The sequence below is a fragment of the Tunturiibacter empetritectus genome (assembly GCF_013410875.1).
In the GTDB taxonomy this organism is placed as follows: domain Bacteria; phylum Acidobacteriota; class Terriglobia; order Terriglobales; family Acidobacteriaceae; genus Edaphobacter; species Edaphobacter empetritectus.
Map to the genome: position 1 here is coordinate 613,643 of NZ_JACCCU010000003.1, position 19,911 is coordinate 633,553.

Below are 19,911 nucleotides of genomic sequence, written 5' to 3' on the forward strand. Positions count from 1 at the left end.
GTTGTGACGACCGGTTAGCTCTTGTGATGTTGCAGCGCAGCACGAACCTTATCCACATGCGTCCCATGCACGCGAATCGCCTCATGCAGCGCGTCCCCCGTCACCCCAAACTCCTTCGCCCAGTAGTGAATATCGGACGACATCTTCGGATTGATCTCCTTCGGGTCATGCGGACCCTTCTCTGGCTCAACATGCTCCGCGTGAGGCGTGCGAGCTTTGGACTTCTCAACTTCTTCGTGTTCATGCGGCCGTGCCGGATCTGGATGAGACATCAATTCACTCCTCTTTTCGCGTTTAGCAACTAAAAATTCAAACCCTGAAACTCATCGGCCCCAGGAACTAATTCTTGAAGGTCGTCATCCTGACCCTGAGCGAAGTCGAACGGGGAACGATCCCCGTATCTGTCTTTATTCACGGTCATCCGGCTGTTGTATTTTTGGGATGCGACATAAATCCATTCCCCGTTAGCTCGTTCTTTTAGCTCGTTCCTCTCGTTAGATGCGGAACCAGCGAGGCACGCCCACCTGAGGCGGATCCTCTGCGACTTTCGTTGCAAATCAGCAACTTGCCTCTTGTCTTGCACACGGAGACAGCGTACCGTTCGACCTGACTTCAAAACTTTGTTGAGACTAGGTCGTACGAAAAAAAATGCGTTCTCTCCTTGCTTCCCTCCTGTTGGTTCTCTCTGGATTCGGCAATCCCGCCTTCGCACAATCCGCGCAACAAGCTGTCACCAATCCACCCGCTCCCGCACCACTCCCAGCCGCTGCCGTAGCCGCCAACCCAAACGCCCCGGACGCCTCAGGCAGGTACATGCTGCGTGATGGCACAGACGTAAATCTCCAGTTCGCGCAGGATCTCAGCTCGAAGACCGCATCCGAAGGCGACCCAGTAACGTTGACCCTCGTCGATGACCTGAAGGTAGGAAACATCGTCGTCGCAAAGGCAGGAGACAAGGCCATCGGCGAAGTCACCAAAGCCGAGAAGTCAGGAATGATGGGCAAGGCCGGCGACCTGAGCATCCGCCTCAACTACCTCAAGGCAGGCGACACCAAGATTAAGCTGCGCGGCACAAAAGGTAAAGAAGGCGAAAGCGGAACCACTGGCGCCGTAGTCCTAACCGTACTCTTCGGACCCATCGGCCTCATCAAACACGGCAAAAACGTCGAAATCAAACAAGGCCAATCCCTCCACGCCTTCGTCGGCGACGACATAGCGCTGGTGCCCGCAACCTAACCGCGAGTTCTTGGCTCCTTTTACCGCAACGTAGCGGGCTTCGAGAACAAGTGCCGCGTGCCATTGACGATGCGCTGCGCAGCGCAGCGCACTTGTATCTCCCATAGGATTATCCCAAGTTAGCACCTAGAGCAGAACTACGTCGTTAGAACTAAACCAATACTTTGCACTTGATGACAAGGACGTCAGTACTTGTATTCGGTGATGCAAGTATTGATCTCGCTCGGCTGCTCTCCTTCCGAATGGGCACCCAGATCGACTTACCAGCAATATTCAGTTCATTTGCGAGCCCTTCAAACGCTAGCAGTTGTAGGACCTGCGGGACGTAATGTCTCGCGCGCTGATCAATTCCTCGAAATAGAGAAGATGATTGTCGCCCGCTTCCAGCTTGCAGAAAAAGCTTCTTCAGAATGCTCAGCAGTACTCGCAATCCAGGCGGTACATCTAGATGCATAAATCCACTAGTTGTACTTGCCCAAGCCGAATACTCCTCAATAGCACAACCGTCGAAGCGATCAGATGGGAGATCTTTAGCGGACGCTCTACCCTGCAGAAAACCTATTAAGCAATTTTTGAAAGTAGGAATATTTTTATCACTTGTTTCCGATTCGATTGTTAGAGATTGAATCACGCAATCGCGAAAGAGAACGCTACTCATATCAGGATCGTCATTTGAAAGCTGTATTTCATCGCAATAAGCCGAGCTAATGTGCACCGGTTGGCCGTCAAGCGCCGTACCCATCAACTGCGCAACCTTGAAGATGTCGGGGCCCAAGCATCCGTTTTCGGCCAGCGCTGAGGTTCTAACTTTTTCAAGCGCAGTGCGGAGCGAACCGCTCCGAATGTCCATGTCCTTCAGGACTAGTGCAGCGACAGCAGCGCCAATATCTCCGAGACCACCTTGTACGGTAAGCACCTGCGAATTGGAGCCATCAAAGGGATCTATGATGAAACGCGCGACATCCCCTGCTCGAGCTGTGTCAGCCAGATCTTGATCTATAAAGCTTCGTGTGCCATCGTCCGCAGACGGATTGCCAATGCCCGGGAGTCTAAGAAGTGCGATATCAGAGCCTAATTGAGGTGCATATTCACAAACCTGCGTAAACGCTTGCGCAAGATCATCGCGCGTAAAGGGACCCAAGCCATCTCCGGTCGTTCGAGCGATAGTCGCTAGGCGCTCGATTAGTTCACGGATAGTCGAACCGTCGAGGCCGATGTCCAATTGAGCTTCACGTTCGCAAATGCGATGAAGCAGATAATCCCATCCAGGAGCTTCGGCAAGTTGAACCAAGTCATCTTGCAAAACATTCCAAGACATCAGATAGCTTAATAGAAGTGGGCGCGAAGGTAGCCAATCCGGAATTTTCCCAGAAAGCCTTCGTCTACTCAAAAATTCCGCAGCTTGCTCGGCGGTAAACTCCGCGATTGCGGTCTCTTTAAACTGGAGGCCGGTTCCGAGGCTAGCGCGTAATTCCGACATAGAATCGAAATAATGGCGGCGGCCGGCTATAAGAATAGAACTATTGAACGGCGTCTCGCGAACAAAATTTCTAATGAGAGCGACATTTGAATAGCGAATATCTTTCAATTTTTTATTGAAACCGGCCCATCCAGAAGAAGCAATTTCATCGAAGCCATCGAGCAATATATCCGCAAATCCCCCTCTCCACGCCCTCACAAGTTGGCTCGGATTTGGAAATCCGATAGATCGCGCATGACGCTCAAGTGACTCTTGAACGGATGTTTGACCCTGATGTTCACGGAGGTTTAGGTGGATCGGAAAACGTGCAAACTCGCGTTTTTCGTACCCTTTGCTCGCGCTAGTGAAAATCTCTCTGAGAGTCATACTCTTGCCAGCGCCAAAGTCCCCCAAAAGCAACGTTCTCGTTGCGGAGTTCCTCATAGATTGAGCAAGGTCAAAGAAAGAGTTTCGCTGGGAGTTATTGATATCGAATAAATCAACTGCGACGTAGGGTTCGTGACTCAGATCAATACTGCCTGTCTGCGGATCGCTTGCGCTTCCAAAACGATATTTAGATCGCAGAGAAAAATATTCGCGATAATCCACCAAGGGCGCACAGAACTGTTGAAAAGAGCATGCCTGCACGTCGGGATTGAACGGTCGAGCCGCCTCGCGTTGATCCGCAGTTGGTTCGTCAGCTGTGACGAACCATCCTTTGACACCCCTAGTTGCATATTGACTTCGCAGGCTCTTAACTAGCTTTGCCAGTTTTTTACAGTCTTCTTCTGCCTTAGCTTTCGTACGGAGGACGGTGCATTCAATCGCATGCACCATCTCATCCGTAACAAATATCCCGTCTCGTTCGCGCCCGTCAACTATTGCTGCCCCATCAAATGCAGCAGAAGACCATCTAGCACGCGCTATTCGACGAACCTCATCTTCAAATTGTGGACCGGTCATTGAGCTCATCGACATGAACTACTATAGCTTCCAAAAGCACCGAAGATGATGATCGCCAGCGCAACCATATCTCTCCCACAATTCCCAAAACGGGAAACCTGCAAATAAAGTCGTAAAACGTGGCGCATTTTTCGAGCCCCAAAAAGTGACTGCTAAAACACCACGGCCACCACGCAATCCACCACGATCACACCACCAAAACACCACGTAGAAACGCCCGTTTTTGCCAAAAACCCCAGCAAAAACGGGCGTCACCACGTCAGAAAAAAACTACTGCAACAAAGTGCCTTCTTCAGGCAGCGTCTTCGCCTCTTCGGGAGGTATCACAACAGCGGCGGCCACCTTGTCCTGATCCTCCAGGTCCAGCAGCTTCACCCCCTGCGTACTACGCCCAGCGGCCCTAACACTCTTCGTATCAATGCGAATGATCTTCCCAAACTGGCTGATCACCATCATCTCCGTCGTGTCATCCACCAACTGAATGCTGGTAACCTTGCCAATCTTGGGAGTTGTCTTCATGTTGATAACCCCTTTACCACCACGAGATTGCAGGCGATATTGGTCAACATCGGTCCGCTTGCCGAACCCGTTCTCACTCACCGTAAGCACCAGGCAAGGCGTCAAACCCAGCTGTTTATCCAGCTTTTCAAGCTTTGCCGCAACCTCAGCCGAAGCCACCGGTGCCGCAAGTTCCCCAGGCTCAGCAAGTTCCAGCGGCTGCGCCTCAGACGACTCCGTAGCCTCGTCAATCGCCGCCTCCACTTGGTCCGTAAGCCCTTTCTGTGCAGCGCGTTCCAGCCGTTGCCGGTTGCGCGCCTCGTTCGAAGGCGTCACCGCCGCCCCAATTACATAGTCGCCCTTCTTCAGCGTAATCCCGCGATTTCCCGTAGCCGGCCGCCCCATCGGGCGTAAGTCCTGCTCATTGAAGCGGATAGCCATCCCATCATGCGTAGCGATAAAGATCACCTGCTGCCCATCCGTGATCCGCGCAATGATCAGCTCATCATCCTTCTCAATATTGATAGCGATAATCCCACGCGCCATCACATTCGAGAAGTCCTTCAGCGCCGTCTTCTTCACCGTTCCGTTGCGCGTCGCAAACAGGATGTACTTGTTCTCTTCCTCAAGATCCTTCACCGGAAGAATCGTAACCACCTTCTCCCCAGGCTGCAGCGCTACCAGCGAAGCCATCGCTTTGCCCTTGCCGGCCGCACCAACATCGGGAACCTCATACACTTTAAGCCAATAAACACGGCCTGTATTGGTGAAGCAAAGCAGATACGCATGAGTCGAATCGATGATGAGCTGCGCGACAAAATCTTCTTCGCGAGTCTTCATGCCAAGCCGCCCGGTACCGCCACGCCGCTGCTGCCGATAGATAGAGATAGGCGTCCGCTTCAGGTATCCCGTGTTCGAAACCGTAACCGCGACCTGCTCATCCGTAATCAGATCTTCAAGCTGCAGCTCCGCCGTCTCGTCGATGATCTGCGTACGCCGCGCATCACCATACTTATCGCGAATCTCGGTAAGTTCCTTGACGATCACCTTACGCAACTTCGCCGGCGAAGCCAGAATCGATTCGAACTCCGTGATGTTATCGCGAACCTCTGCAAGCTCCTTCAGCAGCTCATCGATAGAGAGCTGCGTAAGGCGATACAGTTGCAGTTCAAGGATCGCGTCGATCTGCTTGTAAGAGAGAATCAGAGTCCCTGTCGTGCTGAACGTCATATCGACGCCGTACTTCGCCGGGTCAAGTGTGACGCCGCGCAGCTCTGTACCACGCAAGTTGATGCGCTTATTGGAGAAGTAAGAGAACAGATTCTCGCGAGCATCAGCGCGGCTCGAAGACTGACGAATAATCTTGATGACGTTGTCCAGATGATCGAGCGCAATCTGGTAACCAAGCAGAGTATGTTCACGGTCGCGCGCCTTCGTAAGCAGGAACGCAGTCCGTCGACGAACCACCTCCGTTCGGTGATCAAGGAACGCCCGAATGGCTTGGTCAAGCGGAAGCTCCTTCGGCTGTCCGTTGTGGACGGCCAGGAAGATCATCGAGAACGACTCCTGCATCTGCGTGTGTTTGTGCAACTGATTCAGCACAATCTGGCTCTCAGCTCCACGTTTCAGCCCGATGACGATCCGCATTCCATCACGATCCGACTCATCGCGAAACTCATCGCGTGCAATGTCAGTGATGACGCCCTCATTAACCAGCTCTGCGATGCGCTCGATAAGCTTCGACTTGTTGACCTGATAAGGAATCTCCGTAACGATGATCGCCTGACGCCCACCGGAGATGTTTTCAATGCTGCACTTGGCGCGCATCATGAATCGCCCGCGTCCAGTCCGATAAGCCTGGGGAATATTGGTCTTGCCGAAGAGATAGCCGCCAGTCGGAAAGTCCGGTCCGAGGACATGCTCGAGCACCAGATCCAGATCAGGTCGATGATCCTGCGGAGACTTCTGCAGCAGCGAGATACAGGCGTTCACGATCTCGGTCAGGTTGTGCGGCGGAATGTTCGTTGCCATGCCGACGGCGATGCCGGAGCTGCCGTTGACGATAAGGTTCGGAACCCTAGCCGGGAGCACGGTAGGCTCAAGCGACGACTCATCGTAGTTAGGAGAGAAGTCGACCGTGTCGTAGTCAATGTCCGCGAGCATCTCCCCAGCGAGGCGGGTGAGGCGCGACTCTGTGTAACGCATCGCAGCAGCGGAGTCGCCATCGACCGAGCCGAAGTTTCCCTGACCATCTACTAACAGATAGCGCAGAGAGAATGGCTGAGCGAGCCGGACCATGGTGTCGTAGATCGCCGAGTCGCCGTGGGGATGGTAGTTACCCATCACGTGCCCCACAACCTTGGCGGACTTGGTGTACTTCTTGTTGAACTGAAGGCCCATCTCCTGCATGCCGTAGAGGATGCGCCGGTGAACAGGCTTCAAGCCGTCGCGGACGTCCGGCAAAGCGCGCCCGACGATGACCGACATGGAGTAGTCGAGGTACGACCTCCGCATCTCCTCTTCAATATTGATGGAGAGCATAAACGCAGCGCCGCGGCCCTGAACGGTCGAGCCGTCCGGAGGAGATCCTGCGGGGGGAGGGTTGTTGGAGTTCGCGTCCTGCGGGGAGGGTGCGTTGGGATTTTTAGGGTCTTGCGGAAACAAATCGTCAGCCATGTGTATTCCTATGATAAATGCTTGATTTGGTGGGGTAAAGCCGCCAGAGCATGCGGTTTTTCCTAAGCCAGAATGTGGTGAAGAAAAGGCGGGACTTAGGAGGAATCAAGGGCGGAAACAGAATTAGGAGGGACAAAATAGGGCAGCTCCTTGGAGGAACTTCGCACAATATAGATAGCGATCTTTTCGCGGGCTAGCGACTCAGCATTAAGCGGCCAAGTAGAGCTCAGCGACAAATTTAAACGATCTAAGACTAAATTTGTCGCCTATTAACTTGATATCGGACTTATCACGTCGTATATTCAAGTCATCGCAGTTCAGCACTGGATTCACAGCTTGATTGGGAGTTGGAGTGTTTGGCCAGATCCCCGCGGAGTATCTCTTGGCCGAGACCGCGAGGACCTGGAAGCTACAGCCGAGTGACTGCAGGTTCTCTACATTATAAGGTTCGATCTGCGGATCGTTCTACTTCGGCTCGAAACTCCATGACATATCAGTAGGCCCCTCAAGACTTCTCCGGAGATCACGTCATCGCCGGGATTTTTGAGGATTAGCGGTCGACGGTGAGGTGCGCCTGTTTTTGCCCTCAGCCTTCGATCTGACAGGGAGAAGTGAAGATCGACGCTGTTCTCAAGGACAGAGAACGCGATCGCCCTCACGAGCACGGAGCTGTAATCGGAGATACGAAATGAAGCAGTCGACGCGTAAGACAATATCAGGGAAGAGAAAGAGCCGGGCAGGAATTGGTGGGAGTCGCGGATGGATCGCGGCAGGAACGCTCGCGGCTTATGCGGCGATGGGTGGCACGAAGACGGCGATGGCCTCAATCGAAACGATAGCCTCGGTCGAGAAGACAGATCCGGCAACCAGTGGAACGGCCGAAGCGACGTTGCCGCTGAAGAAGTTCGACATTCCCGCAGGCCCGCTCGATGCTGCGGTCAAGGCGTTTGAGAGAGTGACCGGCTTGACCGTGAAGATCGTGCTGCCGGCCGGAACGGTGGCCGGGTTCAACTCGCAGGGCGTCATGGGGCTCTATCGCGAAGATGAGGCGCTGCGCCTGCTGCTGGAAGGAACGGGCCTGAACTACCGTGTGGATGATGCCACGACGATGCTTGTCGGCGTTCAGGCGAAGGATACTATCTCTGTAACTGATTCGGTTACGAATGCGGTCTCACTCTCGAAGTTCACCGAGCCCTTGATCGACACGCCGCAGAGCGTCAGCGTGGTGCCGCAGTTCGTGCTCAAGGAGGAGGGCGTCTCCACTCTGCGCGACGCTCTGCGCAACGTACCAGGTATCAGCCTGGCGGCGGGCGAGGCAGGTGCACAGGGAGACAATCTGACCATCCGTGGCTTCACCGCACGCAACGATATCTTTCTCGACGGCATTCGCGACTTCGGAAGCTACTACCGCGACTCGTTCAACTACGAGCAGGTAGAGGCACTGGAGGGTCCCGCAGGCATCCAGTTCGGACGAGGTTCAACCGGCGGCGTCATCAACCAGGAGAGCAAAGTTCCGGGAGTGCAGCAGTTCGTGAACGTGCAGACGCAGTTCGGCACCGACAAGACGCGCAGGATCACGGCGGACATCAACAAGCCGGAGCTCGATGTGCTGGGTGGCACGGCCTATCGTGTCAACGTTATGGGGCAGGAGGGCGGAGTCGCTGGCCGGGACTACGCCGAGATTAGAAGATTCGGCATCGCGCCCTCAGTCTCAATCGGACTGAACACGAAGACCCGCGCGACCCTGAGCTACCTGCACATGACCGAGAATGACACGCCGGACTACGGGTTGCCGTGGTTCAACAACGCAGTCGCACCCGGGTCCATTCGGCATAGCTACTACGGCTTCCCCGATGAAAACTACCTCAAGACGAACGACGATATTTTGACGTTCAAGGCCGAGCACGAATTTTCGCCCAACCTGAATCTGCATACCATCGCACGTGCCGCCAACTATCCCCGTCAGGCGCAGATCACCGAGCCGCAGATCTGCTCCAACGCTCCGGCCAGCGTGCCCGTTGGTGGATTCGTATCGTCGTTGCCTACCTCCGCCGTGAACACAGCTCTGCCCTGCGCCTATACCGCCGCAAGCGATCCGAGCAAGATCATCGTCAACCGAAATCAGATCCAGGTCAAAAGCGTCGAAGGCGATCTATGGGACCAGACCGAGGTCACGGCACACTTCAAAACCCTCGGCATAAAGCATGCCCTGGTAGCTGGAGTAGAGGGCGGTCAGGAGGTCTCGAACCCCATTAGAACCAGCTACACCATCAACAAGATAAACACCGTGCCCACAGCGACTCTGATCGATCCAAATGCCCAGCAGCCCTTCGGAGGCACCGGTTACATCACCTCAATCGTGCATACCAAAGCAGAAAGTGTCGGACTCTACTTTGTCGACACCATAAAGCTCGGACGTCTGTTCGAAGCGAGCGGCGGCGTCCGATGGGATAGGTTCGATACTGGTTACAATTTGTACCAACCCACTCCTCCCGCAGGCGGAACCGTAACTGCGCCAGTTCCTCCCATCAGCCGCATCGACGAGCAGCCAAGCTACCGCGCAGCCTTCGTCTACAAGCCGTCGAGCCGCGGAAGCGTCTACTTCGACTACGGCACCAGCTTCAACCCCGCAGCCGAATCGTTGAGCTTGAGCATCGGCCTCGCGAACAGTTCAGCAGCCCCCGAGGAAAACGAAACCTACGAGGTCGGCGCAAAGTGGAGCTTCCTCAACGAGCGGCTCCTGGCCGAAGGCTCTTGGTTCAGAACCGAGAAGGACAACGCCCGCGAGACCGACCCCACAAACTCCAACAACATCGTTGCAGCGGGAAATCAGCTTGTGAAGGGCGTGCAGTTCTCTCTGGTCGGAAGGCTGCCCGAGGGAATGGATATCGTCGCCGGGTACGCCTATCTCGATAGCGAAGTCATCTTCTCAAAGTTCTTCCCAACCTCCGTCGGATTCCCGCTGGCCAACGTACCCAAGCAGACCTTCAATCTCTTTGTGACCCATCGCCTGCCGCTGCGGCTGAACGTTGGATTAGGCGGAAACTACGTAGCCAGCCGCACCGCCAGCTCCACCGTCCCCTATGTCCCGACCGCCTACTCCGGCCCCATCAGCTACCTCACCGCAAGCGGCGCCCCCGCCGTTCACTACCAGGTACTCGCAACCGAGATGAAGCAGGTCCCCGGCTACTGGATCTTCAACGCAATGGTGCGACGCCCCTTGACCGATCGCCTTGAGCTGCAGGCCAACGTCAACAACGTCCTCAATCGCTACTACATCGATCTCCCCCATCCCAGCCACCTGATTCCAGGCGCAGGAGCCAACGCGCAGATCGGCATCAACTTCAAGTTCTAAGAAACTATCCTGTCGGTCGGGAAGAGAAGTCGAATCCGACCAACGGGAGGACCACGCGAAGCGGTATACCCATCACGAAGTGATCGCCCGAATCGGGGCCCCCACGAACAGGTCTTCGTTCGTGGGGTGGCAAGCGCAGTGGGCCTGTCCGGCAGGACAGTGTTTGAAGATTTATTAATCCGAAGGAGCAACACCATGCTGATTACGATTCCCGATGTGTTGAGCGCAACTGAAGTAATGCAGGCAAGAGCGGCGCTCGACGCAGCCGACTGGGTCGACGGCAAGGTCACAGCCGGCTACCAGGCTCAGGGCGTAAAAGAAAACCTCCAACTCCCCGAGGGCCATCCCACATCCATCAAGTTAGGCGAGAGGGTTCTCACAGCCCTGGCCCGGTCGCCGCTCTTCATGTCGGCAGCCCTTCCCCTGCGTGTCTTTCCCCCGATGTTCAATCGCTACACCGGCGGTGGCCACTTCGGCACCCACGTCGACACCGCCATTCGCGCCAACGCCTCCACCGGACAGCGCATCAGAACAGACATCTCCGCAACGCTCTTTCTCTCCAGCCCCGAGGAGTACGACGGCGGCGACCTCTCCGTCGAGGACACCTACGGCGTTCACTCCGTCAAACTTCCCGCCGGCCACATGGTCCTCTATCCCGCGACCAGCCTGCACCGTGTCACCCCCGTCACCCGGGGGGCGCGCGTCGCCTCCTTCTTCTGGATACAGAGCATGATTCGCAGCGACGCCGACAGAACTCTCCTCTACGACCTCGACACCGCCATCCAGCGCCTGGCAGTCGAGACTCCCGGTAACTCAGCGGCCGTGCCCTTGACCGGGGTCTATCACAACCTATTGCGCCGCTGGGCCGAGATGTAGATATCCCACCCGATGAGATCCAACAGTCTTATTCAATACGTCTTATAGAGACGCGAGCGATTCTGGCAGGAGACGCAGGCCAAGCGTCGGCACAGGCGATGCGTCGGCACAGGCCCAAAGCCGATCTCAAGAATCTGATAGGCCGCGCAGGTAATTTAAAATTCTTCGGAACTATGTTCGAACTCTTGCGTACCTGTATATCAGGCGAAGGTCGAACAGATGATTGCGTCATAAAACGACTCTCGCAGGCGTCAGGGAATACTGTTTTTGGGATTGTGGACTAGCATTTCTATATTTTTTAGCGTTTTCCGCCGGGTTGTCTTCAAAAGGCAAAAAACAGCTCTCAAATTGGACAGATTCGGGGGAACGTTAGTCGATCTGTCAAAATAAATTTCCTTGCCGAAACTTTCATGAAACTCATTACGTCTATGGCCGAGCAATTATTTGAGACCTTGGTGAATTAGCTGATGCGGCTCATTGATTTTGTTTTTTGTAGCCGACTTGGCCTGAGTCTTGACGGGTGTTCCTCGTAAATGAGAGCCGGTCAATACTTGGTGAAAATCGATTCCAGCTTCGATGCGTTGGCCCCCAACGTGCTAATCCGTTTTCATGCGATCAACCAGGCTGTTTGGCACGCTTCTGGCGGCACTCTTTTTCTGTGCCATTGGTTCTCTCACCTCCATTTCTCCAATTGCTTACGCTCAGGAAACAACCGGCGGCCTGCAGGGAACGGTCAAAGACGCCTCTGGCGCAGTCATCGCAGGTGCAGTCGTCTCGGTTTCAACGCCCTCTCTTGCAGGCGGCAAAACTACCCAGACCGATAGCCACGGTAACTACCGGTTTACCAACCTGCCTCCGGGCACCTACGTCGTAACGGTGATGTTTAAAGGCTTCAGCGAGCTGAAGCGCGACGGGCTGGTGATTGAAGTGGGTCACCTTCCGAACCTCGACCTGACTCTGTCGGCGGGTGGTGAAAACACCATCGTTGAAGTAAGTTCGACGGCACCCGTGATCGATGTCACATCGACGACGACACAGACGAACATCACGTCTGACGCGATTGCGGATGTTCCGCATGGACGTTCGTTTCAGTCGGTGATTCAGTTTGCGCCATCGGCCCGCAACGAGCCTTTGCAGGGCAATACCGTATCTGGCAATGGAACTGGCGGCACGTCGCCGGGCAACGGCAGCAACGGCGGCTCGGTTGGTTATTCGGTCGCGGGTGGCGCTGACTCGGAGAACTCCTACCTGGTGGAAGGGCAGGAGACAGGCGACGTCATCGGAGGTTACTCGCACACGAATGTGCCTTTTGACTTCATCCAAGAGATGCAGGTGAAGACCTCAGGTGTAGAGTCCGAGTATCGCGGCTCGCTTGGCGGCACGGTGAACGTGATCATGAAGAAGGGCAGCAATAACTGGCATGGGTCGGTGTTGCTGCTGTTTGAGAACAGCGCGATGGACGGCTCGCCGGTGGCTTCCTCCCGGTACGATCCAACCTCTTCCACTACTACGCTTGCCAATGGAGCGATCCTGGATGCCGGGTATCAGCAATACCAACCGAAAAAGGACAGGATTTACGATTTCTCTCCCGGCTTCACGGTTGGCGGACCGATCTGGCGAGATCGCGTCTTCTTCTTCGCGTCGTTCAATCCTGAGTTTCGCAATGTAGGGCGCAAGGTGAACTTCTCTGGAGAGACTCTGCCGTTCAGCCAGAATACGCAGACGTATTACACGACTGCTCGAGTGGACGCGACGGTGACACAAAGACTACGGGTATTTGCTTCGTGGCTTTATCAGGGACAGCGGCAGGCGGGAGAGTCTTTACCGTTTGCTGATTCGGTCAACGGGCTCTTCAATGTAAGTTCGGCGAATGATCCAAGCGCCTACGCGCACTCGCTGGGGTACGCGGCGCCAAATATCACTACAAACTTTGGCGGTGATTACACGATCAATAAGAGCCTGGTGTCCACGACTCGCTTTGGATATTTCTTCCAGAACTATCACGATTTTGGGTATCCAACAGGTGGAAATGTCTACTACTTTGAAGCCGCGGGTACGCCGGCGAGCGGTGCGGTGGATGTGAACGGAAACCCTTTGCCGACAGGTCTACAGCAGACGTTGGGCTTTCAGTCGCAAGCTTATTCGACTAACTTCACCCACCACAATGCGGAGAAGCATACGCAGTTCGACCAGGCGTTTGCATGGTTCAAGAGCGGTTGGGGTGGGTCACACAGTTTCAAGTTCGGCTATCAGTTGAATCGTGAGTCCAACGATATCTTCCAGGGTTTCAACGCTCCGTTCGTCCAGGTTTGGCCGGGTCAGCCGTACTCCTTCGGGGGCACCCAGGGGAGCACTGCATGCGCTGCTCTGGTCGCTGCTAACGGTCCGCAGTATGGGGCTTATGGTTCCGACGGCAGTTTGACCGGCTGCCAAGGTCAGTACGGTTACGAGACGATTCAGGATGCGGGTACTGGTGGTAAAGCGACCAGCGTGAACCATGCTTTCTTTGCGCAGGATGCGTGGCAGATTGGGCACGGTCTCACGGTCAGCGGAGGCATTCGGCTTGAGAAGGAGTTCCTGCCGGCTGAGAACCAGCCAGTGGGCGGAATCAGTCATCCGATCAACTTTGGTTGGGGCGACAAGCTCGCTCCGCGCATTGGTGCGGCGTGGGATGTGTTCAAAGATGGGAAGATGAAGGTGTTCGGCGAGTATGGCGTCTTTAACGACGTTATGAAGTTGAACCTGGCGATCAGCTCCTTCGGCGGCGCTTACTGGAACAATTGCGCCTACGCGATGAGCAATCCTGACTACACGGCGCTGAGTGTAACTCCGGATGCCTCGGGTCGATATTGCCCGACGGCTGGGGGACCCGCGCTGGTTACCGGTGGAGCTCCGCCTTCCGGGTTCACGTTCCTGGAGAACCAAAACTTCCGCGCGAACCCGACGACCTGCTCCACGTGTACTGTGACGGAAGAGGGAACCGCTCCTGGGCTGAAGCCTTACAAGCAGCATGAGTCGGCATTCGGGGTTGACTACCAGCTTCGCAATAGTCTTGCTTTGGAGGTGCGTTGGGATCGCCGGCGCCTGGATCACGTGATCGAGGACTCGGCCCTGTTCAACGCAGCTACCGGGGGTGAGACGTTCGTGGTCGTCAATCCTGGGCAGGGTGTTGATGCGACGTTCAACAGCTTCTATAACTTCCTTTATGGCGTTCCGCCACCACCTTGCTCCGGGGATGGTTGCGCGCCTAACGGTACGATTCCAGCCGCCAGAAGCTATGACGGTGTGGAGTTCCGTTTGACCAAAAGCATCAGCCAGCACTGGTTCGGGATGTTCTCGTACACCTACAGCAACCTGCGTGGAAACTACTCGGGCCTTACGAGCAGCGATGTGGGTGATGGTGGTGGCGGCCGTAATGCCCCGAACAACAGCCGATCGTTTGACGAGCCATTCTTTCAGTGGAGTTCGCACGGAGTTTCTTCCAGCGGCCCGCTGCAGACCGATCGCCCGAATGTTGCCAAAGGATATGCCTACTATGACCTGCCTTGGGGCGGAAGCGGATGGCTTCACCGCAACACAACCGACATTGGAATCTTCCAGGTCCTCTATCAGGGATCTCCCGTGACCAGCTACTTGGATGTGGGATACGCCTTCCCCGGCGGGTTCCCAACGTTCATCGAAGGCCGCGGGAAGTGGGTTGATGTTGCGCAGGATCCAACGTCGGGAGCCATTACTACGGGGAATGCCTACTCCCGCCGGACGCCTGCCTACACGCAGTCCGACCTGAACTTCAAACACACCTACCACATCAAAGAGGCTCAGGCGTTGAGCTTTGATGCGACGTTCTCGAACGTTCTGAACCAACGTGCGGTAACGGCGTACAACTCGCAGATCGACACGAACTATACGCCAAGCTTCATCACGCCGAATGGTCAGAACTTCTATCACGCCGTGGGGCAGTCAGCATATGCAGCCTATATGCGTCCCTATGACTACAAGTCTCTCCTGACGACTGACAATGTCACCATCAACAGCCAGTACGGGAAGCCGTACCTGTTCCAATCAGCAAGGACTATTCGTCTGCAACTGCACTATACCTTCTAAAGGCAAGCGCATCGATCAGGGTGGCCCGCTAATTGCGGCTCGCCCCGATCAATGCAGCAAGTCATGGTTTAACATCAAAAGCCCGGTTCCGGCGAAATGCTGAGACCGGGCTATTTTCTTGGTGGAGATGCTGAACCACTCCGAAACGGGGGTCGGAAACATCGGCTACCTATTCAATGAACTAAAACAAAGACGATTTGGCTCGCCAATGCTCCGCCGGCGAATCACCCAACTCTCCGCCATCCATCGATCTGTTCCCGGCCCGACACTCCGCAGCAGTGGGACCGAACTGCATCTATCACAATCTGCTGCCCCGCCGGGACGAGATGTAGATTCCGCGCGAGCTCTCTCTATATATAGACAGCATAAAAAGACAGCAACGTGCCGCACGAGCTTCAGCCGTGCTAACGATCGGAAGCCTGGCGGACCAGCGTCCCAGAGCGCATCGCCGATAGGCGCTCCAATTGCTATAAAAGTTGACCAGATCCCAAAATCTCAGATCTTCAATCTCATAAACATCTTTTCGGTGTAATTTACAGAATTTAGACCTTCTTTCCAAAACTTATCTCCTAAATACGTGTTTAACGGTTTCACTCCAATAACCACATAATGTGCATTTTGTCAATACCATTTTTAGTAGAGAAAATCTCTTATTCCATAAACCACTCAACTCCAAGAGCTTTTCTCCTCATCCCCACCAGGCAATAACCCTCTCTTTCCTAGAAAAATCTGAGAAACAAACCCTTCCTTGGCAATGGCCCTAAAGTTGCATCCCTCTTGAGGATCGGCCGAGCGAATCTCCTGCTACCAGGAAGTATTCCGGATCCGAACCCAGGGGAGATTTGAAGAGATGAAAAGGCTTTTTACGCTGATAACATTGCTGTTCGCCACCACGGTACTGAGCTACGGCCAAGCCACTTCGGTCAACGGCGGATCAATTCAAGGAACGATCACCGATCCCTCAGGGGCTGTGGTATCGGGCGTGACCGTGACGATCGTCGGAACCGATACCGGCTCCACGAAGACGATTACCAGCGACAGCGCGGGGTTCTACAGCGTCGGCCCTCTCAATCCTGGTCCCTACACCGTAACGGTCTCTGGACCCGGCTTCCAAAAACTCTCCGTCAAGACTGTGGTTCGTACCGGGACATCGACACCTGGAAGCTTCAAGCTCACCCTTGGTTCTTCGGCTGAGACCGTTGAAGTAAATGCAGGCGCTCTTCAAATCAATACGGATCAGCCCGGAGTCTCTGACGTCATGACTCGTGAGCAGATCGAAAGTCTACCGATCAATGGCCGCAACTTTCTCGACCTCGCGCAGATTCAGCCTGGCGTCATCCTGCAGAGCGGCGAATCTTTCGACCCAACCAAAGCTGGCTACTCCGCCATCTCGGTGGGTGGACAGTCCGGACGTACCACTCGCATCTTGCTGGATGGTCAGGACATCACCGACGAGACTGTCGGAACCACGATCGTCAATGTTCCGTCCGGAGCAGTCGACGAATTTCAGCTAAACCGTTCCACCCAGGACGTCTCGGGTGAAGTGACCTCGACCGGCCAGGTTCTCGTGGCGACCCGGTCCGGTACCAATGCCTTTCACGGAGACCTGTTCTACAACTTCCAGGATCATAGTGTCGGGTTTGCACGCACCGACAACGGGTTCGATGCGCCCTTTCAGCGCAACCAGTTTGGCGGCGGCGTGGGCGGCCCCATCTTGAAGGATAGGCTCTTCTTCTTCGGCGAATCGGAACGAATCAAGCAGGACTCGCAGACCTCCGCCAGTGCACCCCCCACTTTTCTTAGCGTTCAGCAACAGTTTCCTACAATCCCGGCAGCCTTCCGCGACACCTTCTCGACGGCGCGCCTAGACTACAACGGACCGTTTGGCGGACACTACTTTGTGCGCGGGTTTTATGAATCGAATGCAGACTCCTCCAACTTCGGGCTGCTCTATCAACTCTACGAAAATCGTGATAACGTCCCAGGAATCAATGGCGGTGCAGACTTCGCAACAGGCCATTTCACCCATTCCATCCGTGGCGGCTATGAGAAGTTTCACAACTTGATTGCCGACGGAACAGGCGGGGTCACCTCGATCTATAACCCTGCGAACTTGGGCTTGCCCGGCGTCACCTTATATGACTCCACGGACGGGTTCTACGCGGGACCGAACTACCTCGCTCCTCAGGGAACCTTCCAGTCCGATAAACAGTTACGATATGACGGTACTTGGACCCGCGGCGCGCATAGCATTAAATACGGTGCCAACTTGAATCGACTCCTTGGCGGCGGCTTTGCTGAATTCTACGGCGCTTCGTTATTTACGGAGTTTTCGGCCGGCTCTGCGCTGGCAAGCTGCGGTGGAGTAATGGGCGCAGCTCCATGCTTGAATGATCCGCTCAACGGATATGCTGCCAGCAGTTACACCTTGGGCAACGGTAACTCTATCTTCACGGAGAAACCTGGCTTCGGTTTGCCCGGTGGCGGAGTCGAAGACTGGCGCACCGGTGTTTACTTCGCAGACAGCTGGAAGGCAACCACCTCCCTCACAATTGTTGCAGGCCTTCGGTACAGCATCGACACAGACCGGGCAAACCAGGACCTGCCTGCGATACCCTGCTCCAGCGTTGACCAATCGATCGCACCCTGCTCCGGCAGTGCGAACCTGCTCGATCAGTTCGCGCCCGGGCACCCTGGATACGGTAACAAAGTCCACCAGCCGTATGGCAATATAGCGCCGCAGTTCGGCTTTGCCTTCAGCCCGGGTGACCACAAAACCTCGGTTCGCGGCGGTATCGGAATCTTCTACGAAAGCGACATCTTCAACAACACCTCGAACGCACGCAGCCTGGTTATCAACGCCTCAGGTCCCTTCTTCAACGCAACCGGGGTCTGCGGAGGCACTAACTCGGTGCCACTGCCAGGGGGTGGACTTGTTACGAGTGTCAACGGGGTTCCACTGTCAACCATCTGCGCGGAGCCGATCTCTCAGTCAGCTCCTGCAATCCAGCAGGTCTCTGCTCAATACCAGGCGGCAACAAAGGCAAATAACACCTCGTCCAATCCTGGATTCATTGGCGGAGGCGGAGGTCTCTCGACTGGCGCCACCGGCACCATCTACGCGGCTCCTTATCGCACGCCTTATTCCATCCAATTCAATGGTGGAGTTCAGCATGAGTTTGGTAAGGGCACGATCGTGACGGTAGATTATGTTCACAACGCGACGCTCAAGGTTCCGATCATCATTGACCAGAATCACCTCGGTGCTGCGAGAACACTGAACGTAGCTGCAGCCCAAAATGCGATTGCCGCGACAACGTCATCCTTCGGATGCGTTGGCGGATTCTCGTCGGCAGCTATTAACTGCGCCCTTGCCGCCGGTGCAACCATCACAGACTTCGCTGGCAATGGCCTCGACTCTGCCGCTAAGTTCGGCGGCGGTTTTCCGGCGATCATAAACGGTAATACGCCAGCAACGGGAGCTGCCTTCCCGGGACTTAATCCCGCGGTCGGTTTCGGATACTTCGTCGTCCCACAGGGGCGGTCCGGCTACGATGCTCTGCAGGTAGTAGTCAAAGAGCAGAAAAGCCACCCGGCGCCCGGCATCTTGAGCGCCAACTTCCAGGCCTCTTACTCGCTCTCCATGGTTACAACGGCGTCAAAGCCTGGCACCGGTGGTTCCGACCAGTTCTTCAACTCATATGTTTGGAATCAGGATGATCCGAACTCAAGCCTGGGTCGGGCAAGCCTCGATCACACGAATGAGCTGAGCTTTGGAGGAGCTTTCCTCGTGAAGTATGGACCGACCATCTCTATGATCGGCCACTTCTTCTCTGCACCTCCCACTTCGCTCACTCTCGACAACACCTCCGGCAATCCTGGTGAGATCTTCCGCACGGACGTCGATGGCGACGGTCAGACAGGCGATCTCCTCCCAGGAACTCTTCCCGGCGATTACATGCACCGTGTAAAGCCGACGAACCTTGGCGCTACGATCAACAACTTCAATGCGACTAAGGCCAACAATCTGACTCCTGCAGGTCAGGCACTCGTTACGGCGGGGCTGTTCTCGCCGGGACAACTCGTCGCCGCTAACGCTGTCGTACAGCCTATCGCGACTCTACCAACCACCAGAGCTATCTCAAACGCTGCCTTCCGTTCGTTCGACCTCAGCGCCTCGTACCCGATTCGTCTCAGCCGTGTTCGTGAAGGCCTCTCAATCGAACCAGTGGTCTCCATGTATAACGTCTTCAACATGGCGAACTTTGGCACGTTGACAGGGACGCTTGCGGACGTCAATACGGCGAATGGACCGACTGGAGCCAACCTCGGGAGCAATCTCAACGCTCCCGACACGTTTGCGAATCTAAGTCAGACCCGCACACAGCGCGGATCTGGTACGTTCGCTCAAGGTGCGCCCAGAACTACGGAGTTTCAACTCAAGCTGCACTTCTAATTGCACTCAATCTCGATCCAAGAGTGGAGACTTCGGTCTCCACTCTTTTTTGCCCTGAGTAATGAGTGCTTCAATATTCTCTTCCCGAAGGCAGGAATACACCTGGGCATCGGCCGAAGGAAAAGCTAATCAGAGGGATCGGACTCCAATCATCATCGCTATCTCGATTGACGATCGCCCAGCGAAAATAAAGTTGAAATCCGTGGCGTATTTTTCCACTCCGCGCGAACGACTGCTTTCTCACCACGTCTACCACGCACCTCACCACAGTTACACCAGCAAAAAGCC

Annotated in this window: 8 protein-coding genes; 5 read left to right on the forward strand and 3 right to left on the reverse strand. The window is 55.2% G+C overall.

Going from position 1 to position 19,911, the window contains the following annotated elements; all coding sequences use genetic code 11:
• Positions 1–14: 14 nt before the first annotated feature.
• Positions 15–272 (reverse strand): DUF3606 domain-containing protein, encoded by a 258-nt coding sequence (locus HDF08_RS20420; RefSeq protein WP_179640485.1) that lies wholly within the window; start codon positions 270–272, stop codon positions 15–17.
• 376 nt (positions 273–648) lie between these two features.
• Between HDF08_RS20420 and HDF08_RS20425 the strand changes: the two genes are divergently transcribed.
• Entirely contained in the window at positions 649–1,236 is a 588-nt protein-coding gene (locus HDF08_RS20425) for a hypothetical protein (protein ID WP_257031307.1), read from the forward strand.
• 151 nt (positions 1,237–1,387) lie between these two features.
• Here HDF08_RS20425 and HDF08_RS20430 read toward each other — a convergent pair whose 3' ends face one another.
• Positions 1,388–3,667, reverse strand: a complete 2,280-nt coding sequence (locus HDF08_RS20430) for an NACHT domain-containing protein (protein WP_179640486.1) — start codon at positions 3,665–3,667, stop codon at positions 1,388–1,390.
• 261 nt (positions 3,668–3,928) lie between these two features.
• Entirely contained in the window at positions 3,929–6,832 is a 2,904-nt protein-coding gene (gene gyrA, locus HDF08_RS20435; RefSeq protein ID WP_179640487.1) for a DNA gyrase subunit A, read from the reverse strand.
• A gap of 688 nt (positions 6,833–7,520) precedes the next feature.
• Here gyrA and HDF08_RS20440 point away from each other — a divergent pair.
• The 4 genes from HDF08_RS20440 (at position 7,521) to HDF08_RS20455 (ending at position 19,623) form a co-directional block, all read left to right on the forward strand.
• Positions 7,521–10,187, forward strand: a complete 2,667-nt coding sequence (locus HDF08_RS20440; protein WP_179640488.1) for a TonB-dependent siderophore receptor — start codon at positions 7,521–7,523, stop codon at positions 10,185–10,187.
• Between the two features lie 195 nt (positions 10,188–10,382).
• Positions 10,383–11,063 carry a Fe2+-dependent dioxygenase gene (locus tag HDF08_RS20445; protein ID WP_179640489.1) on the forward strand — a complete coding sequence of 227 codons (681 nt, stop codon included), beginning with the start codon at positions 10,383–10,385 and terminating at the stop codon, positions 11,061–11,063.
• A gap of 609 nt (positions 11,064–11,672) precedes the next feature.
• Positions 11,673–15,167 carry a TonB-dependent receptor gene (locus tag HDF08_RS20450; RefSeq protein WP_179640490.1) on the forward strand — a complete coding sequence of 1,165 codons (3,495 nt, stop codon included), beginning with the start codon at positions 11,673–11,675 and terminating at the stop codon, positions 15,165–15,167.
• Positions 15,168–16,017: 850 nt separating this feature from the next.
• Positions 16,018–19,623, forward strand: a complete 3,606-nt coding sequence (locus tag HDF08_RS20455) for a TonB-dependent receptor (protein ID WP_179640491.1) — start codon at positions 16,018–16,020, stop codon at positions 19,621–19,623.
• Positions 19,624–19,911 lie beyond the last annotated feature (288 nt).